Origin of the sequence: Klebsiella sp. RHBSTW-00484, from assembly GCF_013705725.1 — a bacterium.
Lineage (GTDB): Bacteria > Pseudomonadota > Gammaproteobacteria > Enterobacterales > Enterobacteriaceae > Klebsiella.
In genome coordinates this window covers 957,731-970,686 of record NZ_CP055481.1, presented here as the reverse complement: position 1 = coordinate 970,686, position 12,956 = coordinate 957,731, and the positions used below count along the sequence as shown (strand labels likewise).

Annotated in this window: 12 protein-coding genes and 1 tRNA gene; 8 read left to right on the top strand and 5 right to left on the bottom strand. The window is 44.7% G+C overall.

The window, feature by feature from the left end; translation table 11 throughout:
- Positions 1-24: 24 nt before the first annotated feature.
- The 3 genes from HV213_RS04675 to HV213_RS04665 all read left to right on the top strand — a co-directional run bounded on the left by HV213_RS04675 (position 25) and on the right by HV213_RS04665 (position 3,004).
- Positions 25-300: an oxidative damage protection protein gene (locus tag HV213_RS04675; RefSeq protein WP_004105744.1), complete on the top strand. Its 276-nt coding sequence runs from the start codon at positions 25-27 to the stop codon at positions 298-300.
- A 48-nt stretch (positions 301-348) separates the two neighbouring features.
- Positions 349-1,434 (top strand): membrane-bound lytic murein transglycosylase MltC, encoded by a 1,086-nt coding sequence (gene mltC, locus HV213_RS04670; protein ID WP_167492723.1) that lies wholly within the window; start codon positions 349-351, stop codon positions 1,432-1,434.
- A gap of 316 nt (positions 1,435-1,750) precedes the next feature.
- Positions 1,751-3,004 (top strand): nucleoside permease, encoded by a 1,254-nt coding sequence (locus HV213_RS04665; protein WP_181484876.1) that lies wholly within the window; start codon positions 1,751-1,753, stop codon positions 3,002-3,004.
- Between the two features lie 111 nt (positions 3,005-3,115).
- Here the strand turns inward: HV213_RS04665 and HV213_RS04660 are convergent, their stop codons facing one another.
- Positions 3,116-5,254 (bottom strand): ornithine decarboxylase, encoded by a 2,139-nt coding sequence (locus HV213_RS04660; RefSeq protein WP_181484875.1) that lies wholly within the window; start codon positions 5,252-5,254, stop codon positions 3,116-3,118.
- Between the two features lie 431 nt (positions 5,255-5,685).
- Between HV213_RS04660 and HV213_RS04655 the strand changes: the two genes are divergently transcribed.
- The 4 genes from HV213_RS04655 to HV213_RS04640 all read left to right on the top strand — a co-directional run bounded on the left by HV213_RS04655 (position 5,686) and on the right by HV213_RS04640 (position 8,369).
- Positions 5,686-6,402, top strand: a complete 717-nt coding sequence (locus tag HV213_RS04655; RefSeq protein WP_181484874.1) for a DUF554 domain-containing protein — start codon at positions 5,686-5,688, stop codon at positions 6,400-6,402.
- A gap of 105 nt (positions 6,403-6,507) precedes the next feature.
- Positions 6,508-6,583: transfer RNA gene (locus tag HV213_RS04650), tRNA-Phe, on the top strand.
- 182 nt (positions 6,584-6,765) lie between these two features.
- Entirely contained in the window at positions 6,766-8,037 is a 1,272-nt protein-coding gene (locus HV213_RS04645) for a tyrosine-type recombinase/integrase (RefSeq protein ID WP_016240326.1), read from the top strand.
- Positions 8,038-8,045: 8 nt separating this feature from the next.
- A complete protein-coding gene (locus HV213_RS04640; RefSeq protein ID WP_016240325.1) occupies positions 8,046-8,369 on the top strand; it encodes a hypothetical protein in 324 nt (107 codons plus the stop codon).
- A gap of 40 nt (positions 8,370-8,409) precedes the next feature.
- Here the strand turns inward: HV213_RS04640 and HV213_RS04635 are convergent, their stop codons facing one another.
- The 3 genes from HV213_RS04635 to HV213_RS04625 are packed head-to-tail and all read right to left on the bottom strand — an operon-like array spanning position 8,410 to position 10,503.
- On the bottom strand, positions 8,410-9,888 hold the full coding sequence (locus HV213_RS04635; protein WP_049109143.1) for a relaxase/mobilization nuclease domain-containing protein: 1,479 nt from the start codon (positions 9,886-9,888) through the stop codon (positions 8,410-8,412).
- Positions 9,885-10,256 carry a plasmid mobilization protein gene (locus tag HV213_RS04630; protein ID WP_044352151.1) on the bottom strand — a complete coding sequence of 124 codons (372 nt, stop codon included), beginning with the start codon at positions 10,254-10,256 and terminating at the stop codon, positions 9,885-9,887. The genes HV213_RS04635 and HV213_RS04630 overlap by 4 nt, the downstream gene beginning before the upstream one ends.
- The gene (locus HV213_RS04625) at positions 10,243-10,503 is read right to left on the bottom strand and encodes a hypothetical protein (protein ID WP_063617446.1); all 261 of its coding nucleotides are present in this window, start codon (positions 10,501-10,503) and stop codon (positions 10,243-10,245) included. The genes HV213_RS04630 and HV213_RS04625 overlap by 14 nt, the downstream gene beginning before the upstream one ends.
- Before the next feature lie 542 nt (positions 10,504-11,045).
- Between HV213_RS04625 and HV213_RS04620 the strand changes: the two genes are divergently transcribed.
- Positions 11,046-11,753 (top strand): hypothetical protein, encoded by a 708-nt coding sequence (locus tag HV213_RS04620; RefSeq protein WP_130939267.1) that lies wholly within the window; start codon positions 11,046-11,048, stop codon positions 11,751-11,753.
- Between the two features lie 949 nt (positions 11,754-12,702).
- Here the strand turns inward: HV213_RS04620 and HV213_RS04615 are convergent.
- Entirely contained in the window at positions 12,703-12,906 is a 204-nt protein-coding gene (locus HV213_RS04615; RefSeq protein WP_016240318.1) for a helix-turn-helix transcriptional regulator, read from the bottom strand.
- Positions 12,907-12,956: the final 50 nt, after the last annotated feature.

Genomic DNA, 12,956 nt, shown 5'->3' with positions numbered 1-12,956 from the left:
TCTGGCGATTAAAGAGGATTAAGAATGAGCAGAACGATTTTTTGTACTTTCCTGCAGCGTGAAGCAGATGGCCAGGATTTCCAGCTGTATCCTGGCGAGCTGGGCAAACGTATTTATAACGAAATTTCCAAAGAAGCCTGGGCCCAGTGGCAGCATAAACAGACGATGCTGATCAACGAGAAAAAACTCAGCATGATGAACCCAGAGCACCGCAAACTGTTGGAGCAGGAGATGGTCCAGTTCCTGTTTGAAGGTAAAGACGTCCATATCGAAGGCTATACGCCGCCAGAAAAACAGTAAGGGCCTGACGGGCCCTTTACCACAACAAACACAACACGCACTCCCGGAATGATGAAAAAATACTTAGCGCTAGCGCTGATTGCGCCTTTGCTCGTTTCGTGTTCCAGCTCTACCAAAAAAGGCGCCGAGTATAACGAGGCGTGGGTGAAGGACACTAACGGCTTTGACATTCTGATGGGCCAGTTCGCCCATAATATCGAGAACATTTGGGGTTATAACGAAGTCCTGCTCGCCGGGCCGAAAGACTACGTTAAATACACCGATCAGTATCAGACCCGCAGCCACATCAACTTTGATGAAGGTACGATCACTGTCGAGACTATTGCCGGGACCGACCCTGCCGGGCGCTTGCGCCAGGCTATTATTAAAACCCTGCTGATGGGCGACGACCCTAACTCCATCGACCTCTATTCCGACGTCGATGACATCCAGATTTCGAAAGAGCCGTTCCTGTATGGCCAGGTCGTCGATAATACCGGTGAATCTATTCGCTGGGAGTGGCGCGCCGCGCGCTTCGCCGACTACTTGCTGCAAACGCGCATGAAAAGCCGCAGCAACGGCCCGCGGATGATCTACAGCATCACCATTAACCTTGTGCCGAACCACCTCGACAAGCGTGCGCATAAATACATTGGCATGGTGCGCCAGGCATCACGCAAGTATGGCGTTGATGAGTCACTGATTCTGGCGATTATGCAAACCGAGTCCTCCTTCAACCCCTACGCGGTCAGCCACGCCGACGCCCTGGGGCTGATGCAGGTGGTGCAGCACAGCGCCGGGAAAGACGTATTCCGTTCGCAGGGGAAATCCGGCCTGCCAAGCCGTAGCTATCTGTTCGAACCGGCGAATAATATCGATACCGGCACCGCCTACCTGGCGATGCTGAACAACGTCTATCTGTCGGGCATCCAGAACCCAACATCACGTCGCTATGCGGTGATTACCGCCTATAACGGCGGTGCAGGCAGCGTACTGCGGGTGTTCTCCAGCGATAAAATTCAGGCCGCAAATATCATCAACAACATGACGCCGGGCGATGTCTATCAGACCATCACCAGCCGTCATCCATCCGCCGAGTCGCGCCGTTATCTGTACAAAGTTAACACCGCGCAAAAAGGCTACCGCCGCAAGTAATCCTCACCAACGCCCTTGTTTCTTCAAGGGCGTTTCTCTTCTGCTATACCCGTCATACTTCAAGTTGCTTATGTGTTGGCTACGCTTGCTCACCCCAGTCACATAGTTATCTATGCTCCTGGGGACTCCCTCACTTGCCGCCTTTAAGCAACTCGAATTATTTAGGGTAATACCCAATATTGCTGCGCAACTCTTTTGCGATTTTCTGCGGCAGTTAACAAAAGCATCCATCGCATAAATGATAGAATCCAACCAAAATAACGCCACAAATGTTATTTAAAACACATAACAATTCTATATCCGTGAGGATCAACACATGAATCTTAAGCTGCAGCTCAAAATACTGTCGTTCCTGCAGTTCTGTCTCTGGGGAAGCTGGCTGACCACGCTCGGCTCATATATGTTCGTCACCCTGAAGTTCGACGGTGCGGCCATTGGCGCGGTTTATAGTTCGCTCGGTATCGCGGCGGTGTTTATGCCGACGCTTCTCGGTATCGTTGCCGATAAATGGATCAGCGCCAAATGGGTTTATGCCATTTGCCATCTGGTCGGCGCGCTGACGCTGTGGCTTGCCGCTCAGGTCACCACGCCGGGCGAGATGTTCCTCGTTATCCTGCTCAACTCGCTGGCCTACATGCCGACGTTGGGCCTGATTAACACCATTTCGTACTACCGCCTGCAGTCTGCGGACATGGATATCGTGACCGATTTCCCGCCGATTCGTATCTGGGGCACCATCGGTTTTATCTTTGCGATGTGGGGCGTGAGCTTCTCCGGCTTCGAACTGAGCCATATGCAGCTGTATATCGGCGCGGCGCTCTCCGTCGTGCTGGTACTGTTTACCTTCACGCTGCCGCATATTCCGGTCGCTAATCAGCAGAAGAACCAAAGCTGGACCTCAATGCTGGGCCTCGATGCCTTCGCGCTGTTTAAAAACAAGCGTATGGCAATCTTCTTCATTTTCTCAATGATGCTGGGTGCCGAACTGCAAATTACCAATATGTTCGGCAATACCTTCCTGCACAGCTTTGATAAAGATCCGCTGTTCGCCAGCAGCTTTATCGTGCAGCACGCCTCGGTAATGATGTCGATTTCACAGATCTCGGAAACCCTGTTTATCTTGACCATCCCGTTCTTCCTTAGCCGCTACGGCATCAAGAACGTGATGCTCATCAGTATCGTGGCGTGGATGCTGCGCTTCGGCCTGTTCGCCTACGGCGACCCGACCCCGTTCGGCACCGTGCTGCTGGTACTGTCGATGATCGTTTACGGTTGCGCCTTCGACTTCTTCAACATCTCTGGTTCGGTATTTGTGGAAAAAGAGGTTCGCCCGGAAATCCGCGCCAGCGCTCAGGGGATGTTCCTGATGATGACCAACGGTTTTGGCTGCATTCTTGGCGGGATGGTGAGCGGCAAAGTGGTAGAGCACTTCACCATCGAAGGGATTACCGACTGGCAGAGCGTATGGCTAATTTTCGCTGGCTACTCGCTGGTGCTGGCCTTCGCGTTCGTTGCGCTGTTTAAGTACAAACACGTCAGACAGCCTGCCGCCGCACAGCAGAACGCCTGATAGTCATTGCCCGGTGGCGGCTGACGCCTTACCGGGCCTACAGAATTTGTAGGCCGGATAAGGCGTCAGCCGCCATCCGGCAAAAATACGCGCACAATGCCTGGTCCCGGTTTATGCTTTCAACACATACCCGTACAGCCGCTTAATACCATCAGGGTCCGTTTCGCTATAAACCCCCTGCAGCTCCGGTGAGAAGCCTGGCAGCATATTGACGCCCTCTTCCAGCGCGAGGAAATAACGCAACACCGCGCCGCCCCAGATTTCGCCAGGCACCACGCACAGCACGCCCGGCGGATACGGCAGCGCACCTTCCGCGGCCACCCGCCCTTCGGCTTCGCTTAAGCGCACCAGCTCAACGTTACCGCGGATAAACTCGCGGTTGGCATCCTGCGGATTCATCACCACGCGCGGGAAGCTTCGCTTGCGGAACATCTCTTTTTGCAGATCCTTCACGTCAAAGCTGACGTACAGGTCATGCATCTCCTGACACAGCTCACGGAGGGTATAATCCCGATAGCGCACCGGGTACTTGTTAAAGATGGTCGGCAGCACGTCGGCCAGCGGCGTATCGGATTCGATATGCTGTTCAAATTGCGCCAGCATCCCCACCAGTTGCGCCAACTTCTCCGCGCTTTCGGCGGGCGTCAGCAGGAACAGAATTGAGTTCAGATCGCACTTCTCGGGCACAATACCGTTCTCACGCAGGTAATGCGCCAGGATGGTCGCCGGGATGCCAAAATCGGTATATTCGCCGCTTTCAGCATCAATGCCCGGCGTGGTCAGCAGCAGCTTACAGGGGTCAACAAAATACTGATCGCTGGCATAGCCTTCAAAGCCGTGCCAACGCGCACCCGGCTCAAAGCTGAAGAAACGGCGCTCGCTGGCGATGGCTTCAGTTGGATGATCCTGCCACGGGCGCCCCGCTACAGCCGGCGGAATAAACGGCTGGATCATTTTGCAGTTGGCGATAATCGCTTTACGTGCTTCGATGCCCAGCGCCACGCACTCGGCCCACAGGCGGCGTCCGCTCTCCCCTTCGTGAATTTTGGCGTTGATATCCAGCGCCGCGAAAAGCGGGTAAAACGGGCTGGTTGAAGCATGCAGCATAAAGGCGTTGTTCAATCGTTTATGCGGGCAAAAACGGGCCTGGCCGCGAATATGGTTGTCTTTTTTGTGGATCTGCGAGGTTTGCGAGAACCCGGCCTGCTGTTTATGCACCGACTGGGTGACAAAAATGCCCGGATCGTTTTCGTTAAGATCCAGCAGCAGCGGCGAGGTGTCGGCCATCATGTCGATAAACTGTTCGTAGCCAACCCATGCGGAGTCAAACAGGATGTAGTCGCACAGATGGCCGATTTTATCCACCACCTGACGAGCGTTGTAGATGGTGCCGTCGTAGGTGCCCAACTGGATAATCGCCAGACGGAACGGACGCGCGGCATCCGCCTTCTGCGGAGCCACTTCGCGGATAAGCTCGCGCAGGTAACCATCATCAAAGCAGTGCTTATCAATCCCGCCAATAAAACCAAACGGATTGCGCGACGCCTCAAGATAAACCGGCGTCGCCCCCGCCTGAATCAGCGCGCCGTGATGGTTTGATTTATGGTTATTACGGTCGAACAGCACCAGATCGCCACGGGTCAGCAGCGCATTGGTCACCACCTTATTCGCCGCCGAGGTGCCGTTAAGGACAAAATAGGTTTTATCAGCGTTAAAGACCTTCGCGGCGAACTTCTGCGCATGTTTGGCCGAACCTTCATGAATCAGCAGATCGCCGAGCTTAACGTCGGCGTTGCACATGTCGGCGCGAAAGACGTTCTCGCCAAAGAAGTCGAAAAACTGCCGTCCTGCCGGATGCTTCTTAAAGAACGCGCCGTGTTGATGACCGGGACATGCAAAGGTGCTGTTATCCATCTCCACGTACTGGGTCAGGGTATCGAAGAACGGCGGCAGCAGGTTTTCTTCATAACCGCAGGCGGCGGCTTCCAGCTCCAGCCACTCCTGCTCTTTACCGCTAACAATCGCCATCACGCCTTGCGGTTTTTCATGGTCAACTTCACTGAAAAGAAAGACCGGCAGGTTAAAGCCCGTGCGTTTCAACAACGAAAGGATGCCGCTGCGGCTGTCCGCTGCGGTAATGACGACTGCCGCCACATCGGTAAAATCAGTACTGTCCAGGGTCACCACGCGACGGTGGGTTGACAGGCGGGATACCAGCTCGTGGCTGGCGGCAATGTGCATTGATTTCATGAGCGCGAATACCCGTTTCCGGAGAGTAAAAGGCTTCAGCCAGGGCACTTAGCTCTGGCCAACGAACTGTCAGGGTCTGACTGGATCCCAGCTCCGACCGCCAGACATCAGTAAAAGCAGACCGCGTCCGCTCTTACTGTTGTCCTGCAGTGAGCATACGTTACGCTTACCGCATGGTGGGCAGAAGGTGCAAAGTAAGGGTAGCAAGACGAGGCTGTCTGCGTATCTGTACGCAACGGTGATGTCGTGGCAATGTTGTCATCCCGGCGGCCTCATGTCTGGAGAGGAGAAAATTCGCGCAATCATGTCACCTTTATATAGGGTGCGCAAGATGAAATACGTATGCAGTCACCTCACGGATACACAAGCCTTTTAGCCAGTTTCACGTCATAATAATGCAGTCATTAGGGATAATTAACAGGAGTTTTGCTTTGGTTACAGGGCCATTTATTAACGCCAGCGCGGTCCTATTGGGCGGCGTGCTCGGCTCACTCTTAAGTCAGCGATTACCGGAACGGATCCGTACATCGATGACCTCTATTTTTGGTCTCGCGTCATTGGGCATCGGCATTTTGCTGGTAATCAAATGCGCCAACCTGCCGGTGATGGTGCTTTCAACACTGGTGGGCGCGCTGCTCGGCGAAGTGTGCAATATGGAAAAGGGTATCAATATGCTGGTCAGCAAGCTCCAGCAGCTACTCTCGCCAAAAAAAGGACAGAAAAAGGCCTCAGCGCACGAGTCCTATATTCAAAGCTACGTCGCGATCATCGTACTGTTCTGCGCCAGCGGAACCGGGATTTTCGGCGCAATGCGCGAAGGGATGACCGGCGACAACAGCATTCTTATCGCCAAAGCGTTTCTCGACTTCTTTACTGCCACCATTTTTGCCTGCACTCTGGGGCTGGCCGTTTCAGCTATTTGCGTTCCGATGCTGGCAATTCAGCTCGCTCTGGTGGCCGGCGCATCGCTGATTATGCCGCTGACCACACCGATGATGATGGCGGATTTCAGCGCCGTAGGAGGAATGCTGCTGGTCGCGACCGGTCTACGTATCTGCGGAATTAAAATGTTCGCCGTGGTGAACATGCTGCCCGCACTGGTGCTGGCAATGCCGATTTCCGTAGCCTGGGTGACGTTTTTCGCCTGAAGATGCGTGCTTTTGATTCAATGTGGTGATAGATTGTTCAGTCTGCTGCGAAACAGATAAATTTCGTTGACGAGGTGCGGCGAATCAGGTTTAATGCGCCCCGTTGCCCGGATAGCTCAGTCGGTAGAGCAGGGGATTGAAAATCCCCGTGTCCTTGGTTCGATTCCGAGTCCGGGCACCACTCATTTAGAAACGGACGTCTACTGACGTCCGTTTTGCTTTATAAAGTCAACAAGTTATCCCCTTCCAGTTGTCTACTACTGTCCGTTAAAATCTACTGGCAGCTCCCTCTATTTGTTGGTAAAAATGTTGGTAATCTCAGTTCGATGGGATTTTTACCAACATTTGCACAGGAGGCTTGTTATGCGCTTAACTGATATTGCTGTAAAAAACGCCAAGCCTTCCGACAAGCCAACTAAAATTTCTGATGGCAAAGGGCTGTATCTGCTCGTTCATCCTAACGGCTCGAAGTATTGGCAAGCGGCTTATCGCTATGATGGTAAGCAAAAAGTCTTCTCAATTGGCACCTACCCTTCTGTTTCGCTCTCAGAAGCTCGTACAAGCCTCTTAGCGATGAAATCTCTGTTAGCCAGTGGTATCGACCCACTTCAACAGAAAAAAGCTGTAAAGGCCGAAGAGCGAGGAGATTTTACGTTTGAAGCCGTAGCTCGTGATTGGCACAAAAAAATGTCTGTTAGTGAGCGGTGGATACCTCAGCATAGTGAGCGTATTTTAAACAGTCTTATTAATCATCTTTTCCCTGCTATCGGCTCAAAAGATATTACCAAGTTGACTACGCGCGATCTGTTGCTACCTCTGCGTAAAATTGAGGGCAAGGGCCAACACGAAACCGCTTCACGTTTAAAACAGCGTATTACCGCTATTATGCGTTATGCTGTCCAAGAAGATATGATTACCCATAATCCCGCTAATGAACTTGGCGGCACGTTAATCACACCTAAAAGAACGCATTATCCAGCGCTTGAACTTGAGCAGATACCTGATCTTTTAAGTCGTATAGATGCGTATAAAGGCCGTAGGCTCACTGTATTAGCTTTAAAACTCACTTTATTAGTTTTCATTCGGTCGAGTGAACTACGCTTCGCTCGCTGGCCTGAAATAGATTTTAAAAATGCCTTATGGGTTATTCCGCCAGAAAGAGACGAGATCGAGAACGTTAGATTTTCTGAAAGAGGATCTAAAATGCGCATACCTCATTATGTACCGTTAAGTCATCAGGCCATTGAAATATTAAAAGAGCTAAAAGATATTAGCTATGATATTAGCAATGGTGAGGGTTTGATATTTATCGGTTGTCATGATTATCGTAAACCTATGAGCGAGAATACCGTTAATAAAGCATTGCGACTTATGGGCTATGACACTCAAACTCAAATTTGTGGGCATGGTTTCCGCACAATGGCCTGTAGTTCTCTTGTTGAGTCAGGTATATGGACTGAAGACGCAATTGAAAGACAAATGAGTCATAAAGAGCAAAACAATGTTCGTGCTGCTTATACTCATAAAGCAAAACATATTACGCAGCGTCGTTTGATGATACAATGGTGGGCTGATTATTTGGACGCAAACAAAGAAAGACATATTATGCCGTTTGACTTCGCTAAAATGTTATAGGGGGATTTATGGATACTGTGATTTTCAATAACAATGAAGATGCGTACAAAAAGTGGTTAAACGATAATCCAGAAGGATACGTTGTTAACCTGTTAGAGAAAGCCAAAGGTACGGCAAGTAAATCTGACATAAATAGCACATGCCTCCACCATGTGAACTGTTTCGCTATAAATCCTTTAGTGTCAGATAAAGAAAAAACTGGATTTACAACAGGCCAGTATCAAAAAATATGTTCTGTATCAGAGGAGTCTGCTTATAACAAAGCTAAAGAACTTACAGGACTAACGACCATTAAACGCTGTTCTTTTTGTTTTAAGCATGTAGATATATAACAATTTAATACTAAAAAATAAAAGAGGTTTCAAGCCTCTTTTATTTTGGTTTAAAGGTTGGATATTTGACACTCTGTTCTGCTTCCTGCTGTTGTAGTTTTAATGTTTCTTTTTTTAAGTTTGATTTCAATTTGGATTTAAATCTATTTTCATAATCAAACATATATAATGGTTTTTTCTTTATTTCTTCTTTAATCACTTTTTCTTTATTTTTGGGCTGAATAACAGGTTTTCTAATATTTAACCTTTCTCTTATCTCTTCGATCTTAGTTGCTCTACTATTGAAACTGCGACGGCCTTTGAGTCTAAAGTTATTCGTGGCTGTTGTGGCTGTTTCTGCATGATCAAGTATCCTACTGATAGAACCGCTGCTAAGTTTAGAACTCCTACTATTGAAGCCACCTTGATTATAAGTTTTGATTGGTTCTTTATTGTATTGTTTTTTAACTCTGTTGAGTACTTGTGCAGCTTTTTGTGTTGTTCTTCTAACTTTTGGGCCTGTTGGTCTATTATATTTTTCGCTGAGTTTAAAGCTGTTGTGGTTGCTTCTAACGAGTTGTTTACCCTCGTAAGTGTCTGTTGTGTCTGGTTTAATGCTGTACTGACCGACTCCGATAATATCATCATCGTTTCTGATAATGGTTCTACCGTCATTGATATTTGGTTCAATAGGTGATCGTCCAATACTATTTTCGTCATCTGTTTTTCTTGCTGCGAATCTTCTAATGAGTTCATCATCTCTATTTTTGTCATATTTCACCTTGCCTTTAATAGTGTTCCAACTGTATTTTTTACCTAACTGTGAGCCTTTAAAATAAATATTTTTTTCATTATTTTTGATACCAAACGACACTCCGGCGACGTTGCCAGTGCTTGCAACGTTGAAGGCCGGATCGATGCCTACAGCCTGCAGTCTGTCTATGAATGTCTCAAGGTCTGGTTTTCCTACCATAGCCGCCTGTAATGCGTTCTGTAGAACGATACGAGCTGGTTTCTCACCTTTGCGTAGGGCTTGCTCGATCTCGTTCTTGGTTGGTGCTGATACCTCTGATTTTTGCCCTTTGAGACTTTGTGTAATGGTTAAGCCGTGCTTTATCTCCAAACGTTCACAAGCTGCTATTGTGTTAAATGCTGAGTGCTGACCATGCCATACAGAACCGTCTAAACCAATCCTATTGGCTACAATATGGATATGTTCTTTATCTGTATCGTTATGACGCACACAAATATATTGATGCTTTTCTATATCAATATTCATTTCTTTCAAATAGTCTTTTGCTATCTCCTGCCATTGTTCATCTGTTAAATGTTCATTTTTTGGAAGAGATAAAAACGCATGAAAAACAGGTTTTTTTATATCTTGTCTAAAGCTGCTTACAGTTTTAAACTCATCAGTTAAATCACTAACATTATTATAATCACTTGCCATGTTGCTACATATGAAATCGTGATCATCTTTTAATATATACTCAACTCTATTTTTAAATGATCTCCCTGTTTTAGCTACGTTTCCTTTCATACAGTATAAACCTCACAAGCCTTTAATATTCTTTTCATAAGTTGCTTTATAGCAAAGTTAGCTTCTGCGGCTACAGATTGTTTAAAGTCTTCGTTGGTATTTAGTTTTTTAGCAATCTGATTTATATTATTACCTTGATGCTGTATTTCCTTAAACAAGGATTGTTCAAAATCCGGCATTTTTCTTTTAACAATAGGTTCAGAGTTTAAAATCTCTTTTCTAATGTAATGGCCTCTTTCAAGGCCGGAGGCTTCCACAAGTTCTTTTAAATAGTCAAACTCTGCTTTGTTTAATCTAAACTGTATAGATATATCTCTACGTTCTGCGTGATTTAAACCCTTGCGGCCTCTTTTTCTATCTGTATCCATATTTACCACCTCCATAAACATAATCTTTCATTGCTTTGATATAATCTTCATCTTTTTGATCTTTCAAAGCATCAATAAGATCTTGAGTTTTATTTTCTTTAATATAGCGATAAGCTACAAAATAACATAAATCTTGTTCATCTTTATTTGCTTCAAGAAATGCTGTATTTTCTTCATTTGGGTCTATATAATAAAAATATCTTGCTAATAGTTCTAGCAAGGACTGATCTATATCATTCTCATTCATTTTAAACACTCCTATATATATTTATAAAAACTACCGGATTTTACCGCCTCCCCTTTGATAAGGGGAATAGGCGGAAGGGTAGATATTTTTCAACCCTACGAGCAAAGCGAGATAGGGCCAATCGAAGATTGGGGTATAATACCGGCTACGGGATTACACCTTGCCTCAGTTTCCGAAAAGCTAAAAATAAAGCTGAACTCAACTTATATTTAAATAAATAACCGATAATAAGATCTAGTCAATAGCGGCTACATAAATAAATACACTTCACGCCGAATAAAAAGCAAATAAAAGATAGGGTAAATAATATACTGTCTATTGGTAGCTGTGCGTAATAGGTAGCTTTGCGTAAAAAATGCCGCTGCTTTTGATCGGCGGCGACAGAAAAGTAGAAAACTTGTTTTTCTGCTTTTGCTGGCGTCCATGTATTACAAACAACAATAAAATCAATAACATAAAAACAACAAACCAATTGCCGAATTAAAGATTTCAATAAAAACTCCAATATGCTATTTTATAAACATCAATACCTTAAAGGATCTATGATGAAAATAAATAAATTTACCTTAGCCATTTTATTTACATTATCCACACAATCTATAGCATGGGCTGATAATATTAATCATGGTTTAGATGAATACGGTAAAAAAGTATCGACGACTTCCGAAAAGGGAGCAATAAAATATATTAAATCATATCGAACAACTGAAAAACCATTAAATGCGTATAGAATGGATTTTGATACCTCTGAAAAAAATCTTTTGAGCGTGCCAAATGCTGCTCATGATAAAACAGCTAAATTGCAAAACTTAGCAATAACTAAAGCATGGGAAGTTAAATTTTGTCAGCCAGATCTGATTAACTTCATGTTAAAAAATAATATTGATATGGTCAGCGGTGCTCTAATAAGTAAAGGTGATATACAACGAATGGCAGTTTGCTTTAAAAGTATGCAATTACCTGAATCAGTATCAGATAAAAGCGATAAAGATATTGTTATAGGCTCATGGTATGACGACGTTGGTTCGCCTGAATTTTTGGATGCAACATTTACAATAACAAAAACATCACAAGGATATTTTTTAAAACGATTAAATGGTGATGGTAGTAGTGGGACCTATAAAATAACAAAACTTGATAATAAATATAAAAAGAACAATGATAAGTTCGGTTCTTATTATATAATAGATACTGAAGGATTAAAGATTTATGACAAGGATGGGTATATAAGAACAGCAAGGAAAAAATAATATCTTTAGTTTATATTTATTGGTGCCTGATAAAATGGCACCTTACTATTTTATATTTCCCGCTCTAGTTTTCCATTCCATTTTTATTTATTTTTTGTACTAGTAGTACTAGAATTTTATCAGCTTAGGTTCTGGGGTTTTAGATGGCGACTTTCAGTCGTAGTAGTTTTCCGTCAGGAAAACTTAGTTTTTCTTTAAGCATTCCCCCCCTACCCCCCACGCCAAAAATGGAAAGATAGAAGATGCTCATTGCGTCTTGAAAATATTCAGAACGTTTCCATTCTGATACTTCCCCCACGACCCACGCAAACAATACCATTGTTATTTTAAAACACTTCTCGTTTTACTAAAGAAGCTATACTAATGTTCTAAAAAACTTTAGGTATTGCGATTCAGGTTGGCAGCTACGTATCACCCGGCACTGCCACAATAACATAAGAACCGCCAATCACTTGAGGAACCTTCATTCTTATACCTGATACAGCAGGTTTTAACGTTATTGCTTTTGAGGATTAAAAAGGGTTCTGGAAATGGTATTTAAAAGACTTGTAAAAAGTTGGGATTTAGATTTGACAAATATAAGTTGATTAGATAATACTTTATTTATATTTGTAATCACGTTCTCGTATAACTGATTACAAGACTTAAAAAAGTCAGCGAAAACTTTTTTAGTCCTTAAAAAGTCAGATTTAATATCTGGCTTTTTTTGTATCTTTATTCTTTATAGATCTCTATATATTACCTGTCAATATAGAATGAAAAATATTTTAAACATCATGATCAATTAGATAAAAGAAAACAAAAAAGGCTGGATTTTATCCGGCCTTTACTCGAAGTATTTAATATTTTCCATATATAGCCTTAAAACGCTCTGTATGCGATTTTAGACGTTTTACACTATAAATAGTGTAATCATATTCAAGATAACAAATAGTAAGTGAGAGTGTTTTTACGCAGCCTGATTACGTGAATAAAAAATCTTTTCATCAATCCACGCATCGATTTCACTTTCAATAAATGCGATAGATCGTTCACCTGTTTTTACGGGAGCCGGGAAACTATTATTTTTAATCAGTCGATAAATCCAAGCTCTGCAAAATCCTGTGCGATCGATTACCTCAGAGATACGGATTAGTTTTGTTTTTTCTTTCATATATTTTTCCTTTTGTTATTTGATGGAATGTATTATTCGAATATCGCTTA

Coding starts and splice junctions, on each gene's coding strand:
- HV213_RS04675 (WP_004105744.1), top strand. CDS start 25: ATGAGCAGAACGATTTTTTGTACTTTCCTGCAGCGTGAAGCAGATGGC.
- HV213_RS04645 (WP_016240326.1), top strand. CDS start 6,766: ATGCGCTTAACTGATATTGCTGTAAAAAACGCCAAGCCTTCCGACAAG.
- HV213_RS04620 (WP_130939267.1), top strand. CDS start 11,046: ATGATGAAAATAAATAAATTTACCTTAGCCATTTTATTTACATTATCC.
- HV213_RS04640 (WP_016240325.1), top strand. CDS start 8,046: ATGGATACTGTGATTTTCAATAACAATGAAGATGCGTACAAAAAGTGG.
- HV213_RS04660 (WP_181484875.1), bottom strand. CDS start 5,254: ATGAAATCAATGCACATTGCCGCCAGCCACGAGCTGGTATCCCGCCTG.
- HV213_RS04630 (WP_044352151.1), bottom strand. CDS start 10,256: ATGGATACAGATAGAAAAAGAGGCCGCAAGGGTTTAAATCACGCAGAA.
- HV213_RS04625 (WP_063617446.1), bottom strand. CDS start 10,503: ATGAATGAGAATGATATAGATCAGTCCTTGCTAGAACTATTAGCAAGA.
- mltC (WP_167492723.1), top strand. CDS start 349: ATGATGAAAAAATACTTAGCGCTAGCGCTGATTGCGCCTTTGCTCGTT.
- HV213_RS04665 (WP_181484876.1), top strand. CDS start 1,751: ATGAATCTTAAGCTGCAGCTCAAAATACTGTCGTTCCTGCAGTTCTGT.
- HV213_RS04615 (WP_016240318.1), bottom strand. CDS start 12,906: ATGAAAGAAAAAACAAAACTAATCCGTATCTCTGAGGTAATCGATCGC.
- HV213_RS04635 (WP_049109143.1), bottom strand. CDS start 9,888: ATGAAAGGAAACGTAGCTAAAACAGGGAGATCATTTAAAAATAGAGTT.